Genomic DNA, 18,434 nt, shown 5'->3' on the forward strand with positions numbered 1-18,434 from the left:
GAGTTGTCTCGCGGTGCGTCTGTGCTAGCAACGGGCCGACCGAAACCTCCCTCATCTCGGCCGGGGCAAGCGATGATCACGTTCAACCGCATCTTCACGACCGAGCGCCTGCTCCAGATCATCCTGATCCTGGCGGCGACCGTTGCGATGAAGCTGATGAGCTGAGCGCCGGCGGGCTATCATCCGCCGAACTCGGGCACGTCGGGCAGATAGTTCGCCCCTTCCGAGCCCAGAAAATCGAACATCGCCTGCGCCGGCGGCAGCAGCACCTTGTCGCTGCGGCGGATCACGTACCATTGCCGCACGATCGGTAGCCCGGCGACGTCGAGCACGATGAGCCGGCCCTCCGCGAGTTCATGCGCCACCGTGTGGGCCGAGATGAAGGCGATGCCGAGCCCGGCGATCACCGCCTGCTTGATGGTCTCGTTGCTGCTCATCTCCATGCCGATGATCGGCTCGAGATCGGACCGCTGGAACATGCCCTCCATCAGCGTCCGCGTGCCCGAGCCGGGTTCGCGGGTGAGGAAGGTCTCGTGCACGAGGTCGGTCAGGTTGAGGCCGGAATCCTTCTCCAGCCAGTGTCCCTTGCGCGCGACGATGATGTGCGGATTGCGCCCGAGCTGGCGGACGTCGACGGTGACGTCGGCCGGTGGCCGACCCATCACCGCGAAATCGAGGTCGTAGCCGTGCATGGCCTCGCGGATCTCCTCGCGATTGCCGATGGTCAGCTTGATCTCGATCTTGGGGTAGCGCTTGGAGAAGGCCGCGATCGCATGCGGCACGAAGTATTTGGCGGTCGAGACCGCGCCGAGATGCACCGTGCCGCCGGTGCGGCCGGCCAGCAGGTCGAGCGCGCCCTGGCAGTCCGTGATGGCGGCCTCGACCCGCTCGGCCAGCGTCAGCACCTCCTTGCCCGCCTCGGTCAGCAGCATGCCGTCGCCGGTCCGCTGCACCAGCGGCAAACCTGCAAGGTCCTGAAGCTGGCGGAGCTGCTGGGTCACGGCCGGCTGGGTCAGCCCGAGATGACCCGAAGCGGCCGTCACGCTGCCCTTGGCCGAGAGCGCCGCGAGCGAGCGCAGCTGCCGGATCGTCAGATGCCGGAGCTGGGCTGCCGCATGGCTTGAGCCATTATAAGAAAAATCTTTGACGCTCATTATGAATAGAAATTTTCCTTATTAAGTTGCCCCTGTCAATCTCCTGATGCCGGGACTGACCGCGCCGACCTCCAGAGGGGAGGGAATGGACGCGGCGCCGGCAAAGGGGATGGACGCGATGACCGGGCAACTCAGGCTGGACGATCACCTTCAACGGTATTCCGAGACCGCACCCCACGCGCTGGCCGTGGCGGCTGCCGTCGACGCCATCGCAGCAGCGGCCATCGAGATCGCCGACCTCATCGCGTCAGGTGATCTCGCCGATGCCTCCGGCCTGACCATCGGCCGCAACAGCGACGGCGACGTGCAGCGCAATCTCGATGTGCAGGCCGATGCGATCCTGCGCCGTTGCCTCAGCAAGCTGCCGATCGCGGCGCTGGCGTCGGAAGAGATGCGCGAGGCCCAGATCGGCGACCGCGAGGGCCGCATCTGCATCGCGATCGATCCGCTCGACGGTTCCTCCAACATCGACATCAACATGACCGTCGGCACGATCTTCTCGATCCTGCCCGCGCCCGACGACCTCTCGCTCGCCTTCCACCAGCGCGGCACGGCGCAGCTCGCGGCGGGCTTCGTCACCTACGGCCCGCAGACCTCGCTGGTGCTGACGCTCGGCGAGGGCGTCGACATCTTCACGCTCGACCGCAAGGCGGGCTGCTTCCGTCTCGCCCGCAGCGGCGTGCAGATCGCAGAGGCCTGCGAGGAGTTCGCGATCAACGCGTCGAACCGCCGGCACTGGGATCAGCCCGTGCGCGCCTTCGTCGACGAATGCCTCGCCGGTGTCGAAGGTCCGGCCAACCACGATTTCAACATGCGCTGGGTCGGCTCGCTGGTTGCGGAGGCCTATCGCATTCTCACCCGCGGCGGTGTGTTCCTGTATCCCTCGGATGCGCGCCCCGGTTACGGCGACGGACGCCTGCGTCTGACCTACGAGGCGCATCCGATGGCGATGATCATCGAGCAGGCCGGCGGTTCGGCCTCCACCGGACGCGAGCGCATCCTCGACCTCGCGGCGGACAGCCTGCATCAGCGCGTGCCGCTGATCATGGGCTCGAGCAACGAGGTCCGGCGCGTCGCGGAATTGCATTGCGATCCGCTGCTGGTTGCCAGCGTCTCGGCGCCGCTGTTCGCGCGGCGCGGATTCTTCCGGCTCTGAGCGAGGTCACGCATGTCCAGGAAGCATCCGATCATCTCGATCACCGGCTCCTCCGGCGCTGGCACCACCTCGGTCAAGAAGACCTTCGAGCAGATATTCTTCCGCGAGAAGGTCAACGCCGCCTATATCGAAGGCGACGCCTTCCATCGCTACGACCGCGCCGAGATGCGCGCGCAGATGGCGAAGGAAGCCGAGCGCGGCAACAGGCATTTCAGCCATTTCAGCCCCGAGACCAATTTGTTCGGGGAGCTGGAGCGCGCCTTTCGCGATTACGGCGAGACCGGCACGGCGGTGACGCGGCACTACGTCCACGACGCGGAAGAATCCGCGCTGCACGGCGCGGCCCCCGGCACCTTCACCGAATGGGAGAAGCTGCCGGAGAGCTCGGACCTGCTGTTCTACGAGGGCCTGCACGGCGCCGTGGTCACCGACAAGGTCAACGTCGCGCGCTATGCCGACCTCAAGATCGGCGTCGTCCCCGTCATCAATCTCGAATGGATCCAGAAGCTGCACCGCGACCGCAGCGCGCGCGGCTATTCGACCGAGGCGGTCACCGACACCATCCTGCGGCGGATGCCGGATTACATCCACTACATCTGCCCGCAGTTCACCGAGACCGACATCAATTTCCAGCGCGTGCCGACGGTGGATACCTCCAACCCGTTCGTCGCGCGCTGGATCCCGACGCCGGACGAATCGATGGTGGTGATCCGCTTCAAGAATCCGCGCGGCATCGACTTCCCCTATCTGCTCTCGATGCTGCCGCAGAGCTGGATGTCGCGCGCCAATTCGATCGTCTGCCCCGGCGCCAAGCTCGATCTCGCGATGCAGCTGATCCTGACGCCGCTGATCATGCAGTTGATCGAGCGCAAGCGCAGCCTGAAGTGAACAGGGAGAGACGCCGATGAATATCTCCGTCCACGCCGAAGCCGACCTCAATGCGGTCGCGCACCACGATCTCGCCAACGCCGTCCGCTTCCTCGCGGTCGATGCCATCGAGACCTCGCAGTCCGGTCATCCCGGCCTGCCCATGGGAATGGCCGATGTCGCGACCGTGCTGTTCTCGCGCTTCCTGAAATTCGACTCGGCGCATCCGAACTGGCCGGACCGCGATCGCTTCGTGCTGTCGGCGGGCCACGGTTCGATGCTGCTCTACGCGCTGCTGCACCTGACCGGCGGCGACGTCAGCCTCGACGACATCAAGGCTTTCCGGCAGTGGGGCTCGAAGACGCCGGGCCATCCCGAATATGGCCACACGCCGGGTGTCGAGACCACGACCGGGCCGTTGGGGCAGGGCATCGCGACCGCGGTCGGCATGGCGCTCGCCGAGCGCATGGCCAACGCGCGGCACGGCGACGGTCTCGTCGATCACTTCACCTATGTCATCGCCGGCGACGGCTGCCTGATGGAGGGCATCAGCCAGGAGGCGATCTCGCTCGCCGGCCATCTCGGGCTCGGCCGACTGATCGTGCTGTTCGACGACAACGGCATCTCCATCGACGGCCCGACGTCGCTCGCGACGTCCGACGACCAACTCGCGCGTTTCGCCGCCTCCGGCTGGTCGGTGCGCCGCGTCGACGGGCATGATCCCGAAGCCGTAGCACAGGCGATTGCGGAGGAGCGGGAAACTGCAAAGCCGTCGCTGATCGCTTGCCGCACCATCATTGGCTATGGCGCGCCCGATCGGCAGGGCACGGAGAAGGCGCATGGCGCGCCGCTCGGCACCGAGCAGACTGCGGCGGCGCGCCGGGCGCTCGGTTGGGATTACCAGCCGTTCGTGGTGCCGATCCCGGTGCTCAGGGCGTGGCGGATGATCGGGCAGCGCGGACAGGTTGATCGGCTTGCCTGGCTCGATCGCTACGAAGACGCGACGCCCGAGCAACGTGATCTGTTCGTCGAGGGCAAGCCCGTTGCGCTGCCGGCCGCCTATGCGTTGGCCGCCGCGAAATTGCGTGAACGCTTCGCCAGCGAACGGCCGAAGCTTGCAACGCGGCAGGCCTCGCAGCAGGTGCTCGACGGCATCGCCGGAACCATTCCGGGCCTGGTCGGCGGCTCTGCGGACCTGACGCATTCGAACCTGACCCACGCCAAGGCGCAGGCGCCGGTCAAGAACGGCGCATTCGCCGGCGACTACATCCACTACGGCATTCGCGAGCACGGCATGGCCGCCGCGATGAACGGCCTCGCGCTGCATGGCGGCTTCATCCCCTACGGCGGCACGTTCCTCGCGTTCTCAGACTACAGCCGTCCCGCGATCCGCCTTGCGGCCTTGATGGGGCTGCGCGCCATCCACGTGATGACTCACGATTCCATCGGGCTCGGCGAGGATGGTCCGACGCACCAGCCGGTCGAGCACCTCGCGGCGCTCCGGGTGATCCCGAACCTGCTCGTGTTCCGCCCGGCGGACGCAGTCGAGACGCTGGAGGCATGGGATTGCGCACTCAGCTCCGAGAACCGCCCCTCCGTGCTGTGCCTGTCCCGTCAGGCGCTGCCGACCTTCCGTAGCGATGCGCGCGGCAGGAACCGCGTCGCACGCGGTGCCTATCTCGTCGTCTCCCCGGACGGCGGCCGTGACGTGACGCTGATCGCAACCGGCTCCGAAGTGTCGATTGCCCTCGAAGCCGCCCGCCTGCTCGCAACCGAGCACATCCGCGCGGCCGTGGTGTCCGCGCCATGTTTCGCCCTGTTCGAGGAGCAGCCGGACGACTACCGCGCCACCGTGCTCGGCACGGCGCCGCGCGTCGGTGTCGAGGCGGCCGTTGTCGGCGACTGGCATCGCTGGCTCGGCGCTGACGGCGAGTTCGTCGGCATGCGCGGCTTCGGCGCCTCGGCACCGGCGCCGGTGCTCTACCGCGAGTTCGGCATCACGTCGCAGAGCATCGCAGAGGCGGCCCGCCGGGCGATCGCCCGCAAGCGTCAATAAGGAGACTCTCGTGGCACGTATTACCCTTCGACAACTGCTCGACCACGCCGCCACTCACGGTTACGCGGTGCCGGCGTTCAACATCAACAACATGGAGCAGGGCATCGCGATCATGCAGGCGGCGGCCGAGGTCGATGCGCCCGTCATCATCCAGGCCTCGCGCGGCGCCCGCAGCTATGCAGGCGATCTCATGCTCTCGCACATGATCGACGCGCTGGAGCGGACCTATCCGGACATTCCGCTCTGCATGCACCAGGACCACGGCAATGACGAGGCGACCTGCGCCTCCGCCATCGCCCACGGATTCACCTCGGTCATGATGGATGGCTCGCTCGAGGCCGATGCCAAGACGGCGGCCGACTACGACTACAACGTCGCGATCACCCGCCGTGTCGTCGATCTCGCCCACTGGACCGGCGCCTCCGTCGAAGGCGAGCTCGGCGTGCTCGGCTCGCTCGAGCATGGCGGCGGCGAGCAGGAGGATGGCCACGGCGTCGAAGGCACGGTCAGCCACGACCAGCTCCTGACCGATCCCGACCAGGCGGTCGACTTCGTCCGCGCTACCAAGGTCGATGCGCTCGCGATTGCGATGGGCACCTCGCACGGCGCCTACAAGTTCAGCCGCAAGCCCGATGGCGACATCCTGGCGATGCGGGTGGTCGAGGAGATCCACCGCCGGCTGCCGAACACACATCTGGTGATGCACGGCTCCTCCTCGGTGCCGCAGCCGTTGCAGGACATGTTCAACCAGTTCGGCGGCGAGATGCCCCAGACCTGGGGCGTGCCGGTCGAGGAGATCGTCCGCGGTATCAAGAGCGGCGTGCGCAAGGTCAATATCGACACCGACTGCCGCCTCGCAATGACGGCCGTGTTCCGCAAGGTCGCCGCGCAAACGCGTTCGGAGTTCGACCCGCGCAAGTTCCTCAAGCCCGCGATGGACGCGATGCGCGAACTTTGTCGCAACCGTTTCGAGCAGTTCGGCACGGCGGGCCACGCCAGCAAGATCAAGGTCGTTCCCTTGAGCGAGATGGCGCGGCGCTACCGCGCCGGCGAGCTCGACCCGCGTGTCGACGCCCGCGAGCCGGTCGCGGCCTGATCCATCGGAAAGAGCAGAGAAACGAACAGGAGAGAGACATGAACGCACATGCAGGCACCGTCCGCGGCAAGGAACGCTATCGCTCCGGCGTGATGGAATACAAGCGCATGGGCTATTGGGAGCCCGACTACACGCCAAAGGACACCGACGTCATCGCGCTGTTCCGCGTGACGCCGCAGGAAGGCGTCGATCCGATCGAGGCCTCCGCCGCCGTCGCCGGCGAGTCCTCGACCGCGACCTGGACGGTGGTGTGGACCGATCGCCTGACCGCGGCCGAGAAGTATCGCGCCAAGTGCTATCGCGTCGATCCGGTCCCGGGCTCCCCGGGGTCCTATTTCGCCTACATCGCCTATGACCTCGATTTGTTCGAGCCGGGCTCGATCGCCAACCTCTCGGCCTCGATCATCGGCAACGTGTTCGGCTTCAAGCCGCTCAAGGCGCTGCGGCTGGAGGATATGCGTTTCCCGGTCGCCTATGTGAAGACGTTCCAGGGCCCGGCGACGGGCATCGTGGTCGAGCGCGAACGCCTCGACAAGTTTGGCCGGCCGCTGCTGGGCGCGACGGTGAAGCCGAAGCTCGGGCTCTCGGGCCGCAACTATGGCCGCGTGGTCTACGAGGCGCTGAAGGGCGGGCTCGACTTCACCAAGGACGACGAGAACATCAACTCGCAGCCCTTCATGCACTGGCGCGACCGTTTCCTCTATTGCATGGAGGCGGTGAACCGCGCGCAGGCAGCCTCCGGCGAGGTGAAGGGCACTTACCTGAACATCACCGCGGGGACGATGGAGGACATGTACGAGCGCGCGGAATTCGCCAAGGAGCTCGGCTCGTGCATCGTCATGATCGACCTCGTGATCGGCTACACGGCGATCCAGTCGATGGCCAAATGGGCGCGGCGTAACGACATGATCCTGCATCTGCATCGCGCCGGTCACTCGACCTATACGCGGCAGAAGAGCCACGGCGTGTCGTTCCGCGTCATCGCCAAATGGATGCGGCTTGCCGGCGTCGATCACATCCATGCCGGCACGGTGGTCGGCAAGCTCGAGGGCGATCCCAACACCACGCGCGGCTATTACGACGTCTGCCGCGAGGACTTCAATCCGACCAGGCTCGAGCACGGCCTGTTCTTCGACCAGAACTGGGCGAGCCTCAACAAGATGATGCCGGTCGCTTCCGGCGGCATCCATGCCGGTCAGATGCACCAGCTGCTCGATCTGCTCGGCGAGGACGTCGTGTTGCAATTCGGCGGCGGCACCATCGGCCATCCCATGGGCATCGCGGCCGGCGCGATCGCAAACCGCGTGGCGCTGGAGGCGATGATCCTCGCCCGCAACGAGGGCCGCGACTACGTCCATGAGGGTCCGGAGATCCTGGCCCGGGCGGCGGAGACCTGCACGCCGCTGAAGGCGGCGCTCGAGGTCTGGAAAGACGTGACGTTCAACTATCAATCCACCGACACGCCGGACTTCGTGCCGACCGCGCTCGAAACCGTCTAAGGAGACGCAGCATGAAACTCACTCAGGGTTGCTTTTCGTTCCTGCCCGATCTCACCGACGACCAGATCACTAAGCAGGTGCAGTATTGCCTGACAAACGGTTGGGCGGTGAACATCGAGTTCACCGACGATCCCCATCCCCGCAACACTTATTGGGAGATGTGGGGCCTGCCGATGTTCGACCTCCAGGACGCCGCGGGCGTGATGATGGAGCTCGCGGAGTGCCGCAGGGTGTATGGCGATCGCTACATCCGCATCAGCGGCTTCGATTCCAGCCATGGCTGGGAATCGGTTCGGATCTCCTTCCTCGTCAACCGGCCGCCGAATGAGGCCGAGTTCGAGCTGGTGCGGCAGGAGGTGGGCGGCCGCGCCATCCGCTACACCACGATGCGCAAGCCGGCTGCGCACGCATCGACCTGACCCGTTCTCCTCCGCACGGAGCACTCCCTGCTCCGTATCCTTGGCGGACCACTGCTTCGCCGCTCCCCCGCGGCGAAGCTCCTTTCTTCGAGGCTAGCCATGCTCGACGTGCCCCACGCAACGACGACCGAACCCGGCGAGACCCATTTCGATCTCCGCAAGGAGGCCGAGGCGGCCGGGATCACCGAGACGCTGCAGGAACTGGAGCGGGAGCTGATCGGGCTGAAGCCGGTCAAGAGCCGCGTGCGCCAGATCGCCTCGCTGCTCCTGATCGAACGCATCCGGCAGCGCGCAGGCCTGGCCGCCGCGCCGCCGACGCTGCACATGTCCTTCACCGGCAATCCCGGTACCGGCAAGACCACCGTGGCGCTGCGTATGGCCAAGATCCTGCACGGGCTCGGCTTCGTGCGGCGTGGGCAGGTGATCTCGGTGACGCGCGACGATCTCGTCGGCCAGTACATCGGCCACACCGCGCCGAAGACCAAGGAAATTCTGAAGAAGGCGATGGGCGGCGTGCTGTTCATCGACGAGGCCTATTACCTGCACCGGCCCGACAACGAGCGCGACTACGGGCAGGAGGCGATCGAGATCCTGCTCCAGGTGATGGAGAACCAGCGCGAGGACCTCGTCGTGATCCTCGCCGGCTATGGCGAGCGCATGACGAGCTTCTTCGCTTCCAATCCCGGCTTCCGCTCGCGCATCGCCCACCACATCGAATTCCCTGACTATGCGGAAGAGGAGCTGCTCGTGATCGCCGAGCTGATGCTAAGGGAGCGCGGCTATCGCTTCTCGGCGGCGGCACGCGAGGCGTTCGAGAAATACATCGCGCTGCGACGGACCCAACCATTCTTCTCCAATGCGCGTTCGATCCGCAACGCGGTCGACCGTATCCGGCTGCGGCAGGCCGACCGGCTGGTGTCCGATCTCGACCGCATGCTCGACGTCGCCGACCTCGAGACCATCGATCCCATGGACGTCCTGGCAAGCCGCGTCTTCAGCGGCGGCGCGGATGCGCGGAGTGCCAAGCCATGAGCGGAGAGATCATCATCGCGCCCTCGATCCTGGCCGCGGATTTCGCCCGGCTCGGCGAGGAGGTTTCGGCAATCGACGCCGCCGGCGCCGACTGGATTCACTGCGACGTCATGGACGGGCACTTCGTGCCGAACATCAGCTTCGGTGCCGATGTCATCAAGGCGATCCGGCCGGCGACGAAGAAGATCTTCGACGTGCATCTGATGATCGCCCCTGTCGATCCCTATCTGGAAGCGTTCGCGAAGGCCGGTGCCGATGTCATCACCGTTCATGCGGAGGCGGGCGCGCATCTCGACCGTTCGCTCCAGGCCATTCGCGCGCTGGGCAAGAAGGCCGGCGTCAGCCTGTGCCCGTCAACGCCCGAGAGTACGATCGAATATGTGCTCGATCGTCTCGACCTCGTGCTGGTGATGACGGTCAATCCCGGCTTCGGCGGCCAGTCCTTCCTCGCATCGCAACTGGAGAAGATCGCGCGGATCAAGGCCATGATCGGCGACCGGCCGATCCGGCTCGAGGTCGACGGGGGTGTCACGCGCGACAATGCCGCTGCCGTGGCGGCGGCGGGCGCCGATACGCTGGTAGCGGGTTCCGCCGTGTTCCGCGGCAGCAGTGTGGCCGCCTATACCGCGAACATCGAGGCCATTCGTATCGCTGCCGAGACGGGCCGGGTTCCGAAATTGCGCGATCATCCGGTGCAGTCGATGCGTTTCGGCGAAAGTGCGCGCACCCGGTAGATTACGGGCCTTTCCGCGCATCTGCACAGAGTCGTGATTTTCTCCGCACTGCATTTCCCGGAGTCCTACGGAGATCTGACGCGAATAGGCAACAACTTTCATGCCGGAGTAACCAACGGTGTTGAAGTAAGCGCCCGATTAACGGCGATGCAATGCGCCGCTTCACAATCTGTGGTTCAAGTGCTGCAGAGGGCGTGGGATGCACATTCAATATCTTCACTGGAATGCTGCCCATGGCTGGCGCGGAGCGGAAGCCCTGCGCGAGCCGCCCCAGCTCGTGCTCTATTTCGGCAGCCGTGAGCAACTGGTGGACGGCCAGCGTTATCGCGAGCTGCGCGATCTTTATCCCGGCAGCCATGTCGTCGGTTGCAGCACCGGCGGACAAATCCATGGCGACGACATTTGCGATGACGAGATCGTCGCGGTCGCGTTGCGCTTCGCCCAGACGCAGGTGCGGCTGGTGCAGGAGGTCATCGAGAGCCGCGATGCGTCGCGGGCTTGCGGCGCACGTCTTGCCCGCCAGGCGCAGGCGGCGGATCTGGCCGGCCTGTTCGTGCTGTCGGACGGACTGGGCGTGAACGGCGGCGAATTGCTTGCCGGTATCACTGACGTCCTCGGACCTGACTTGCCCGTCACAGGCGGGCTCGCCGGCGATGGGGCTCAATTCGAGCAGACGATCGTCGGCGCCGACGCCGAGCCGTCGCCGAACCGCATCGCCGCGATCGCATTCTACGGCGCCTCGTTCCGTTTCGCGCATGGCTGCGCCGGCGGCTGGGACGTGTTCGGGCCCCGCCGCAAGGTGACGAAGGCGGAAGGCTCCGTGGTCGTGGAGCTCGACGGCGAACCGCCGCTGGACCTCTACACCCGCTATCTCGGCGAGGAAGAGGCCGCGGCCATGCCGGGTTCGGGCCTGGCGTTTCCGTTGCGCATTCACGACGAGGCCGAGCCGAACCGGCAGATCGTGCGCTCGGTGTTTGCGGTGGACCGCAACGCCCGCACGCTGACATTCGCGGCCGACATCCCCGAAGGATGCACCGCGCAGTTGATGCGCGCCAATTTCGACAGTCTCGCAGCCGGTGCCGGCGAAGCCGGCAGGCAGGCGCGCAACGCACTTGCGGACGAAGTCGCCGGCGACAAGCTCGCGATCCTGGTGAGCTGCACCGGCCGCCGCAGGGTGATGGGACAGCGCACGCAAGACGAGCTGGATGCGGTTGCCGCCGAACTCGGCGATGATTTCGTGCGGATCGGTTTCTACTCCTACGGCGAGATCGCTCCGCCGGCCGCGTCCGGCCGCTGCGAGCTGCACAACCAGACCATGACCGTCACCGTCATCGCCGAGGCGGCGGCTTGACCATGCATCGCCTGCTCGCCAGACAGATCCGCCAGTCGACGGACGAAACCGGGAAGGTCGACCTGACCAAGCTCGGCGAGCTCGTCAGCGCGGCCTATGAGGAGAGCGATTGCGATCGCCGCCGCACCGACCGTGCGATCAAGCTGATGATCGAGGAGCTCGAGCAGACGCACAAGCGCGCCGAGCAGGATCTGCTGCGCGCCCGCGAATTCCTCGACAGCATCATCGAGAATATTCCGATCGCGGTGTTCGCCAAGGATGCGAAAGATTCCCGCTACGTCCTGCTCAACCGCGCCGGCGAAGAATATTACGGAATGCCGCGCGAGCAGATGCTGGGCAAGACGCCGGAAGAGATCTTCCCCGACAACGTCGCCCGCGCCGTCAGCGAGCAGGATCGCCGCGTGGTCGACAGCGGCACGCCGATGTTCCTGGAGGGGCATCTGCTCGAAGTCGGCGTCAAGGGCAGCGATCGCCTGGTCAATTCCCGCAAGCTGCTGATCAGGGACGGCGGCGGCGCGCCGCAATATCTGGTCGGTGTGATCGAGGACGTCACCGAAAGGATCACGAACCAGGCGCGGATCAGCCATCTTGCGCATCATGACGCCTTGACCGACCTGCCGAACCGCAGCGCCTTCAACGCCGCGATCGGCGAGCGGCTGGAGCAGGCACAGGACGCCGCGACCAGCTTTGCCGTGCTCAGCCTCGATCTCGACCGCTTCAAGGAGGTCAACGACGTGTTCGGCCACCCCGTCGGCGATACGCTGATGCGGGCGGCGGCGGACCGGCTTGCCGCGGAAGCCGACGGCGCCTTCGTCGCCCGTATCGGCGGCGACGAGTTCATGATCCTGGTGCAGGACGACATCAGCCGGGAGAACGTCCTGGCGCTGGCCGAGCGCCTGGTCGAGAGCATCGGCAAGGAACTCGCGGTCGACGACTATCTGCCCCATGTCGGCCTCAGCATCGGTATCGCCTTCTATCCGGACGACGGCGTGAATGCCGCCACGCTGCTCGCCAACGCCGATTCCGCGCTCTATCGCGCCAAGCGCGAGGGCAGGGGACGGGTCCGCGTGTTCGAATCCGAGATGGACCAGGAGCTGCGCGATCGCAGGCTGCTACAGCACGATCTGCGCCAGGCGCTGGAGCAGAACCAGTTCCTGGTCTACTTCCAGCCGCAGGCGCGGGTGGATGGCGAGGTCATCGGCTTCGAGGCGCTGCTGCGCTGGAATCATCCGACGCGCGGCTTCGTGCCGCCGGACCAGTTCATCCCGCTGGCCGAGGAGAACGGGCTGATCGTCGAAATCGGCGAATGGGTGCTGCGCGAGGCCTGCCGCGAGGCGGCGTCCTGGCCGCGGCCGTTGCAGGTCGCCGTCAATCTGTCTCCGGTCCAGTTCCAGGCCGGCGATCTCGAACGTTCGATCCACCAGATCCTGCTGGAAACGGGGCTGACGCCGACGCGGCTCGAGGTCGAGATCACCGAGGGCGTCTTAATCGGCGATTTCACCCGTGCGCTCAATCTGCTGCGGCGGCTGAAGGCGCTCGGCGTCCGCATCGCGATGGACGATTTCGGCACCGGCTATTCCTCGCTGTCCTATCTGCAGTCGTTCCCGTTCGACAAGATCAAGATCGATCGGGGCTTCATCTCCAATCTCGAGGTGACGCCGCAATCGGCGGAGATCGTCCGCGCGGTGCTGAGCCTCGCTCATGCCCTCGGTATTCCCGTCATTGCCGAAGGGGTGGAGACGGAAGCGCAGCGGGCTTTCCTGGCGCGCGAGGCCTGCGAGGAGATGCAGGGCTATCTGGTCGGCCGGCCCGACCTGATCGAGCGGTATCTCGACTTGGTCGGCGTGACCGTGGAGCGCCGGCTGTACGCCTGACGGTCGGCTCCGGGTTCCGAGCTTCAGCCGGCGTCCATTTGGAACTTTAGGCCGGACATATATTTCCTAAACATCGAGGCGAGGCCCAAGCGCGCCGCGGGTGCAGCAAATCTTTTGCACAACCGCCATCGCCCTGACGTAAATTGGAGTAATAAGCTCTGCAAATGCGAGGGAGGGTCTCATGGAGAACGTACGTCGCTACCGGGCGCTGGCGTCCCTCTGTCGTCAGCAGGCGGCCTACCGGCCGCTGCAGAACTGGGAGCTGCTCGGCCAGGCCGAACATTTCGAATATCTCGCCGAAGTCGCGCTGAAGGCGCATTTCGACGCCTGCAACGTCAAGCACGACGAAGGCGCCGTTGCGGCGCCCGAGGCTTGGGAGACCCCGGTCGCCGCGTGACGGCGCCGCATCGTCTCAATGCGACATCAGCGTCGGCACCGTCATGGCTTCCAGCATGGCGCGGGTGACGCCGCCGAGCACGCGTTCCTGCAGCCGCGAATGGCCGTAACCACCCATCACCAGCAGATCGAGGGCCTCGTCGGCCGCCAGCGACAGGATGGTCGGCTGGATGTCGGCGCGCGACGCCGACAGGCTGACCGTGCGGGTCGACAGTCCGCGCCGGCCGAGATGTCTTGCCAGATTGTTCGCTGAAACTTCGTCCGAGAGCGCCTTGGCTTCGTTGACGGTGATGATCACGACCTCGTCGGCGCGTGCCAGGAACGGGGCGGCGTCGTGCACGGCGCGGGCGGCGACCCGGCTGCCGTCCCAGCAGATGCCGATCCGGCCCGCCCTGAACGCGCCGCGGAAGGTGTAGGGCAGGAACAGCACCGGGCCGCCTGCCTGGAACAGGATCTCGCCGGGCACGTCGTTGTCGAACGAGCCGTTTGCCGGCTCGGGCTGCAGCACGACGCTGAGGTCGTGCAGCCGCGCGATCTCGCCGAGCGAGGCGGCCGCATCCACCGGGATCGCGCCGAGCGCGCGGCAGGCGTGGGAGATGCCGGCGTTGGTCGCTTCGATCTTGAACACCGAAAGCGCAGCCTCCGCCCGTTCCACGGCGCGCTCGCGCTCCAGTTCGAACACGGCGGCGACCGCAGCGCCGCCCTCCATCACGTAGGCCGCGCTCGATGCGACATAGCCGAGCGCGACCGCGTCGAGATGGGCGTTGAACTGCGCCGCCAGCGAAATCGCGCCTTCGATCGCCGCGCGCATGGGACGTTCGGTGGGGATGTGAACGAGAATGTCTTTGTACATGGGGCGCCTCCGCTGGACATCGTCCGATGGAAGCAGTTTTTCACTGTGGCAACGAGCCGCGTTGAGCTGCATCAAATGCCGAAGCGCACCTTGCCGCGGGTCGGCGCTCGCATGTTCTTTGCCAAGATTTAATGGGATGGACGGGACGTCGTAAGGTGACGATGTCCATGTTGGGTGCAAGGCGACACCCTATCCAACATGGACATTTCGACATGAACGATCGCGCCAATTCCGACACTCCGACGTCCCGCAAGATCTTGAAACCACGCCGGCTCGCGCTGCTCGGCACCGTGGCCGCGCTCGGCGTGGCCGTGCTGGCGGCGTCGCCCGGTACGTCACATTTCGGTCCGGGCTCCTTCATCGCGCCGGCCCAGGCCGCGGAATCCGCGGCAACGCCGCCGGGCTTCGGTGATCTCGTCAGCAAGGTGAAGCCCGCCGTCATCTCGGTGCGGGTCAAGATCGACCAGGACAACGACAAGAGCGCCATGCTGCAGCAGAACCGGATGGATCAGGACGAGCAGGCGCCGTTCGACCAGTTCTCCCGCCAGTTCGGCTTCCGCTTCCCGGGCGGCCCGAACGGCATGCCGCGCCAGCGCCATCAGATGATCACGGGCGAAGGCTCCGGCTTCTTCATCTCCGCCGACGGCTATGCCGTGACCAACAACCACGTCGTCGACCACGCCACGTCGGTGCAGGTGACGTTGGATGACGGTACCAGCTACACCGCCAAGGTCGTCGGCACCGATCCCAAGACCGATCTCGCGCTGATCAAGGTCGACGGCAAGACGGACTTCCCGTTCGTCAAATTTTCCGACCAGAAGCCGCGCATCGGCGACTGGGTGGTCGCGGTCGGCAATCCCTTCGGTCTCGGCGGCACGGTGACCGCCGGCATCGTCTCGGCCAGCGGCCGCGACATCGGCAACGGTCCCTATGACGACTTCATCCAGATCGACGCGCCCATCAACAAGGGCAATTCCGGGGGACCTGCCTTCGACATGAGCGGCAACGTGATCGGCGTGAACACCGCGATCTTCTCGCCCTCCGGCGGCTCGGTCGGCATCGGCTTCGACATTCCGGCCTCGACCGCCAAGCTCGTCGTCGCGCAGCTCAAGGACAAGGGCGCGGTGACCCGCGGCTGGCTCGGCGTGCAGGTGCAGCCGGTGACGTCGGAGATTGCCGACAGCCTCGGCTTGAAGGAGGCGCGCGGCGCCATCGTCGACAATCCGCAGGATGGCAGCCCGGCGGCAAAGGCCGGCATCGCGGCGGGTGACGTCATCACCGCCGTGAACGGCACCGCGATCAGGGACTCCCGCGATCTCGCGAGGACCATCGCCACCCTGGCGCCGGGCAGCTCGGTGAAGCTCGACGTGTTCCGCAATGGCGGGAGCAAGACGCTGACGCTCGCCCTCGGCGAACTGCCGAACGAGCGGCAGGCCAAGGCCAATGGTAGCACCGACGAGAGCAGGGAGCAGCCGGGCGCGGGCACGCCGCGCCTCGGGCTTGGCCTCGCGCCGGCCGGCGAGGTGCAGGGTGCCGGCCAGAAGGGTGTCGTCGTGACCGAGGTCGATCCGCAAGGGCCGGCGGCGCAGCGCGGCATCCAGACAGGCGACGTCATCCTCAATGTCGGTGGCAAGGCCGTCACCAATGTCGGCGAGGTGCGTTCGGAACTGGCGCAGGCCAAATCGTCCGGCAAGCGCAGCGTGCTGCTGCAGGTCAGAAGCGCGGAGGCGACGCGGTTCGTCGCGGTGCCGCTCGCCTGACGCGAAGATCGATCCTCTTCAATCAAGCAAGGCGGCCTTCGGGCCGCCTTTTCCATTCAGGACGCCGCCGATAACATTCTCGTTAACGGCAGCGATGGTGACGCGGTTCATACGAAAAAGCCGTGTTCGCGCCGCACAGTTCCACCTCGTGCAACTCTGCTGCGGCACCGACGCCGCCGAGGACCGGTTGCAAGCGTGGAACATCGAACCAGCAGCCGCCTTGTGGAACTGGCCGGTGGTTCGGATTTGATCGGTGCCGAGATGGATCGATTGAAGCTCTCGCTGAGAGGGGCGCTGCTCGCGGCGCCATTCGTGCTCTGGGGCGGCAACGCGCTTGGTCGTGATGACGGCCGCTATGCGGACTCGCCGCTCAAGCCCTGGTTCGACAGCCTGCGCAGCCATCTCGGTCCGTGCTGCTCGGATGCCGATGGCTTTGCCGTCGCCGATCCCGATTGGGAATCGCACAACGGGCATTATCGCGTGCGCCTCGATGGCGAGTGGGTCGAAGTGCCCGACGAAGCCGTCATCACCGAGCCGAACCGCGCCGGCCGCACCATGGTGTGGCCGGTGAAGACCGCGTTCGGGGTTTCGATCCGCTGCTTCATGCCGGGCAGCATGATCTGAACCGGCGCAGCGTCAACGCTTGCTGGATTTGCGCTTCGACGATTTCCTGGTGGTCTTCTTGGTCGTCTTCCTGGTCGTGCTTTTCTTAGACGACTTCTTCGCGGCTTTCTTCGGGACCTTCTTGCCCTTCTTGCGCGCCTTCGACAGTCCGATCGCGATCGCCTGCTTGCGGCTCTTTACGCGCCCGCCACGGCCCTTGGGACCGCTCTTGGCGGTGCCCTTCTTGTAGCGTCGCATCTCGCTCTCGACATCGCTGCCGGAGCTGGGCGAGTAGCGGCGCTTCTTTGCCTTGCGTGCCATGCTTGTTCTCCCTTGGGCGGGGAGAACCGTTCGATACGGGCATGGTTCCGAAAAAGCGCAGGAGGCTCGGGGCGAAAGCCTAGAACGAGTTCGCCAGTTCGATCTCCGCTTCCAGCACCTGGATGCGCCGTGCGGCCTCGGTGAAGGACAGATCGCGCGCAAATTGTGCGGGCTGATACGCCTCTTCACTCAGCCGTTTCAGCTTCAGCCCCTGCGCCCGCGTCATCTGCTCGGCGAGAAAGGCCCTGGCGTTGAATTGACCTTGAACCTGCATTGCCATCTCCGTTCTGAAATCGTGGCTTGACTATATGTTCTTATTTTGTTCTAACAAGCCATGGACAACAGAATTAATGAAATTCGACGCAAAATCAGCGCCTTGAGGCTGGAAATGGCCGACGCTGAGGCGGCCGTGCGCGTTTCCATCGACGGCGACCGGGACTGCACCCGGCAGGCGCTGGCGCAGATGGATCTGCGCCAGAAGATCAATCTCTTGATCGGGGAATGGAAGGCCGCCGGCGGCGGCGACGTCCTGCCTGACGTCCGCGATCGGGTTCGCCTTCGTCTCGTGAAGTCCGTCGGCACGTCCGCGCGCGCGATCTCGCGGCGCTGAATCTTTCGAGAGGGCGTCGTGGAGGAAGACCCGGACGCTTACCGGATCCTGAGGCTACGCGCCGAGATTCTCGAGCTCGGCTCTGCCATCCGGCAATTGCAGCGTGCGGGCCTCGACGATGCCGCGGCCCAGCTTCTGATTGGCCGCAAGCGTGCGCAGCTCGAGCAGCTCGTGAAGACGAACTCTGCGAGCCCGGGGATCAATCTCGAAACGCGCCGGCTGCGGTGAGGTGACGCGCGCCCGCCGATGCGGCGCGCGAGGCCCGAACGATCATCGCGACAAAAAACAATCATCGCGACGAGAAAGGCCCCTGCGTTGTCGCAGGGGCCTTTGATGTCAGTGGCGTGAGCTCACTTGGTGTTGCTCATGCCCTTGCTGCTCTGGTTCGTCATGGTGCCGCCCTGGTCTGAACCGGGACCCGAACCGCCCTGGCCGGAGGGATCGGCGCCCTTCGACGATTTGGTGTTGGCGCCCGTGGTCTGTGACGACGACATCGAGGATCCGTGTTTCGCCTTGTGCGACTTCGCCTGCGCGGCGAGCGGCGCGGCGGCGAGACCGGCGGCCACCATTGCGGTGAGAACGAGCTTGGTCGTTGTCATGCGGGGAACTCCCTGGGTTAAATTGACGCAGGCAGCCAACCGCGATTTGCCGCA

The 18,434-nt window shown here is 65.7% G+C and carries 20 protein-coding genes; 15 read left to right on the forward strand and 5 right to left on the reverse strand.

Features of this window, described 5'->3' with window-relative positions; all coding sequences use genetic code 11:
- Positions 1 to 179 precede the first annotated feature (179 nt).
- Positions 180 to 1,154, reverse strand: a complete 975-nt coding sequence (locus QRQ56_RS17275; protein ID WP_438741744.1) for a LysR family transcriptional regulator — start codon at positions 1,152 to 1,154, stop codon at positions 180 to 182.
- A gap of 118 nt (positions 1,155 to 1,272) precedes the next feature.
- On the opposite strand from QRQ56_RS17275, the gene QRQ56_RS17280 reads away from it, so the two are divergent.
- The 11 genes from QRQ56_RS17280 (at position 1,273) to QRQ56_RS17330 (ending at position 13,635) form a co-directional block, all read left to right on the forward strand.
- Positions 1,273 to 2,310 (forward strand): class 1 fructose-bisphosphatase, encoded by a 1,038-nt coding sequence (locus tag QRQ56_RS17280; RefSeq protein WP_438741745.1) that lies wholly within the window; start codon positions 1,273 to 1,275, stop codon positions 2,308 to 2,310.
- Positions 2,311 to 2,322: 12 nt separating this feature from the next.
- Positions 2,323 to 3,198, forward strand: a complete 876-nt coding sequence (locus QRQ56_RS17285; RefSeq protein WP_438741746.1) for a phosphoribulokinase — start codon at positions 2,323 to 2,325, stop codon at positions 3,196 to 3,198.
- A 16-nt stretch (positions 3,199 to 3,214) separates the two neighbouring features.
- Positions 3,215 to 5,233 carry a transketolase gene (gene tkt, locus QRQ56_RS17290; protein WP_438741747.1) on the forward strand — a complete coding sequence of 673 codons (2,019 nt, stop codon included), beginning with the start codon at positions 3,215 to 3,217 and terminating at the stop codon, positions 5,231 to 5,233.
- A gap of 10 nt (positions 5,234 to 5,243) precedes the next feature.
- Positions 5,244 to 6,329 carry a class II fructose-bisphosphate aldolase gene (gene fba, locus QRQ56_RS17295; protein WP_438741748.1) on the forward strand — a complete coding sequence of 362 codons (1,086 nt, stop codon included), beginning with the start codon at positions 5,244 to 5,246 and terminating at the stop codon, positions 6,327 to 6,329.
- Positions 6,330 to 6,367: 38 nt separating this feature from the next.
- The gene (locus QRQ56_RS17300) at positions 6,368 to 7,828 is read left to right on the forward strand and encodes a form I ribulose bisphosphate carboxylase large subunit (protein ID WP_438741749.1); all 1,461 of its coding nucleotides are present in this window, start codon (positions 6,368 to 6,370) and stop codon (positions 7,826 to 7,828) included.
- Positions 7,829 to 7,839: 11 nt separating this feature from the next.
- Entirely contained in the window at positions 7,840 to 8,247 is a 408-nt protein-coding gene (locus tag QRQ56_RS17305; RefSeq protein WP_438741750.1) for a ribulose bisphosphate carboxylase small subunit, read from the forward strand.
- Between the two features lie 99 nt (positions 8,248 to 8,346).
- On the forward strand, positions 8,347 to 9,279 hold the full coding sequence (gene cbbX, locus QRQ56_RS17310; protein WP_438741751.1) for a CbbX protein: 933 nt from the start codon (positions 8,347 to 8,349) through the stop codon (positions 9,277 to 9,279).
- Positions 9,276 to 10,013 (forward strand): ribulose-phosphate 3-epimerase, encoded by a 738-nt coding sequence (gene rpe / locus QRQ56_RS17315; RefSeq protein WP_438741752.1) that lies wholly within the window; start codon positions 9,276 to 9,278, stop codon positions 10,011 to 10,013. The genes cbbX and rpe overlap by 4 nt, the downstream gene beginning before the upstream one ends.
- Before the next feature lie 199 nt (positions 10,014 to 10,212).
- On the forward strand, positions 10,213 to 11,364 hold the full coding sequence (locus tag QRQ56_RS17320) for an FIST signal transduction protein (RefSeq protein ID WP_438741753.1): 1,152 nt from the start codon (positions 10,213 to 10,215) through the stop codon (positions 11,362 to 11,364).
- A 2-nt stretch (positions 11,365 to 11,366) separates the two neighbouring features.
- The gene (locus QRQ56_RS17325) at positions 11,367 to 13,238 is read left to right on the forward strand and encodes a putative bifunctional diguanylate cyclase/phosphodiesterase (protein ID WP_438742333.1); all 1,872 of its coding nucleotides are present in this window, start codon (positions 11,367 to 11,369) and stop codon (positions 13,236 to 13,238) included.
- A 181-nt stretch (positions 13,239 to 13,419) separates the two neighbouring features.
- Positions 13,420 to 13,635: a hypothetical protein gene (locus tag QRQ56_RS17330; RefSeq protein ID WP_438741754.1), complete on the forward strand. Its 216-nt coding sequence runs from the start codon at positions 13,420 to 13,422 to the stop codon at positions 13,633 to 13,635.
- Positions 13,636 to 13,650: 15 nt separating this feature from the next.
- On the opposite strand, the gene QRQ56_RS17335 is transcribed toward QRQ56_RS17330, so the two are convergent.
- Entirely contained in the window at positions 13,651 to 14,487 is an 837-nt protein-coding gene (locus QRQ56_RS17335; protein WP_438741755.1) for a universal stress protein, read from the reverse strand.
- Between the two features lie 212 nt (positions 14,488 to 14,699).
- Here QRQ56_RS17335 and QRQ56_RS17340 point away from each other — a divergent pair, with 212 nt between their 5' ends.
- Together QRQ56_RS17340 and QRQ56_RS17345 are read left to right on the forward strand one after the other, a co-directional pair.
- Complete coding sequence (locus tag QRQ56_RS17340; RefSeq protein WP_438741756.1) at positions 14,700 to 16,247, forward strand: Do family serine endopeptidase; 1,548 nt, start codon at positions 14,700 to 14,702, stop codon at positions 16,245 to 16,247.
- Between the two features lie 261 nt (positions 16,248 to 16,508).
- Complete coding sequence (locus QRQ56_RS17345) at positions 16,509 to 16,871, forward strand: hypothetical protein (protein ID WP_194408207.1); 363 nt, start codon at positions 16,509 to 16,511, stop codon at positions 16,869 to 16,871.
- A 12-nt stretch (positions 16,872 to 16,883) separates the two neighbouring features.
- Here QRQ56_RS17345 and QRQ56_RS17350 read toward each other — a convergent pair whose 3' ends face one another.
- A complete protein-coding gene (locus tag QRQ56_RS17350) occupies positions 16,884 to 17,171 on the reverse strand; it encodes a DUF6496 domain-containing protein (RefSeq protein WP_438741758.1) in 288 nt (95 codons plus the stop codon).
- A gap of 79 nt (positions 17,172 to 17,250) precedes the next feature.
- The gene (locus QRQ56_RS17355; protein WP_438741760.1) at positions 17,251 to 17,445 is read right to left on the reverse strand and encodes a DUF3072 domain-containing protein; all 195 of its coding nucleotides are present in this window, start codon (positions 17,443 to 17,445) and stop codon (positions 17,251 to 17,253) included.
- A 114-nt stretch (positions 17,446 to 17,559) separates the two neighbouring features.
- On the opposite strand from QRQ56_RS17355, the gene QRQ56_RS17360 reads away from it, so the two are divergent.
- On the forward strand, positions 17,560 to 17,781 hold the full coding sequence (locus QRQ56_RS17360) for a hypothetical protein (protein WP_438741761.1): 222 nt from the start codon (positions 17,560 to 17,562) through the stop codon (positions 17,779 to 17,781).
- A gap of 18 nt (positions 17,782 to 17,799) precedes the next feature.
- Positions 17,800 to 18,009, forward strand: coding sequence for a hypothetical protein (locus QRQ56_RS17365; protein ID WP_438741763.1), 210 nt, complete (start codon positions 17,800 to 17,802; stop codon positions 18,007 to 18,009).
- A 122-nt stretch (positions 18,010 to 18,131) separates the two neighbouring features.
- Here QRQ56_RS17365 and QRQ56_RS17370 read toward each other — a convergent pair whose 3' ends face one another.
- Positions 18,132 to 18,380, reverse strand: a complete 249-nt coding sequence (locus QRQ56_RS17370) for a hypothetical protein (RefSeq protein ID WP_298244638.1) — start codon at positions 18,378 to 18,380, stop codon at positions 18,132 to 18,134.
- Between the last annotated feature and the right edge of the window lie 54 nt (positions 18,381 to 18,434).

This window comes from Bradyrhizobium sp. U531 (assembly GCF_051710265.1).
Classification (GTDB): domain Bacteria; phylum Pseudomonadota; class Alphaproteobacteria; order Rhizobiales; family Xanthobacteraceae; genus Bradyrhizobium.

Excerpts from the sequence above, each read along its gene's own strand:
- cbbX (WP_438741751.1), top strand. The coding sequence starts at position 8,347 with ATGCTCGACGTGCCCCACGCAACGACGACCGAACCCGGCGAGACCCAT.
- QRQ56_RS17330 (WP_438741754.1), top strand. The coding sequence starts at position 13,420 with ATGGAGAACGTACGTCGCTACCGGGCGCTGGCGTCCCTCTGTCGTCAG.
- QRQ56_RS17280 (WP_438741745.1), top strand. The coding sequence starts at position 1,273 with ATGACCGGGCAACTCAGGCTGGACGATCACCTTCAACGGTATTCCGAG.
- QRQ56_RS17340 (WP_438741756.1), top strand. The coding sequence starts at position 14,700 with ATGAACGATCGCGCCAATTCCGACACTCCGACGTCCCGCAAGATCTTG.
- QRQ56_RS17355 (WP_438741760.1), bottom strand. The coding sequence starts at position 17,445 with ATGCAGGTTCAAGGTCAATTCAACGCCAGGGCCTTTCTCGCCGAGCAG.
- QRQ56_RS17350 (WP_438741758.1), bottom strand. The coding sequence starts at position 17,171 with ATGGCACGCAAGGCAAAGAAGCGCCGCTACTCGCCCAGCTCCGGCAGC.
- QRQ56_RS17335 (WP_438741755.1), bottom strand. The coding sequence starts at position 14,487 with ATGTACAAAGACATTCTCGTTCACATCCCCACCGAACGTCCCATGCGC.
- QRQ56_RS17285 (WP_438741746.1), top strand. The coding sequence starts at position 2,323 with ATGTCCAGGAAGCATCCGATCATCTCGATCACCGGCTCCTCCGGCGCT.
- QRQ56_RS17320 (WP_438741753.1), top strand. The coding sequence starts at position 10,213 with ATGCACATTCAATATCTTCACTGGAATGCTGCCCATGGCTGGCGCGGA.
- QRQ56_RS17325 (WP_438742333.1), top strand. The coding sequence starts at position 11,367 with ATGCATCGCCTGCTCGCCAGACAGATCCGCCAGTCGACGGACGAAACC.
- QRQ56_RS17360 (WP_438741761.1), top strand. The coding sequence starts at position 17,560 with ATGGCCGACGCTGAGGCGGCCGTGCGCGTTTCCATCGACGGCGACCGG.
- tkt (WP_438741747.1), top strand. The coding sequence starts at position 3,215 with ATGAATATCTCCGTCCACGCCGAAGCCGACCTCAATGCGGTCGCGCAC.
- QRQ56_RS17275 (WP_438741744.1), bottom strand. The coding sequence starts at position 1,154 with ATGAGCGTCAAAGATTTTTCTTATAATGGCTCAAGCCATGCGGCAGCC.
- QRQ56_RS17305 (WP_438741750.1), top strand. The coding sequence starts at position 7,840 with ATGAAACTCACTCAGGGTTGCTTTTCGTTCCTGCCCGATCTCACCGAC.
- QRQ56_RS17345 (WP_194408207.1), top strand. The coding sequence starts at position 16,509 with ATGGATCGATTGAAGCTCTCGCTGAGAGGGGCGCTGCTCGCGGCGCCA.
- rpe (WP_438741752.1), top strand. The coding sequence starts at position 9,276 with ATGAGCGGAGAGATCATCATCGCGCCCTCGATCCTGGCCGCGGATTTC.
- QRQ56_RS17300 (WP_438741749.1), top strand. The coding sequence starts at position 6,368 with ATGAACGCACATGCAGGCACCGTCCGCGGCAAGGAACGCTATCGCTCC.
- QRQ56_RS17370 (WP_298244638.1), bottom strand. The coding sequence starts at position 18,380 with ATGACAACGACCAAGCTCGTTCTCACCGCAATGGTGGCCGCCGGTCTC.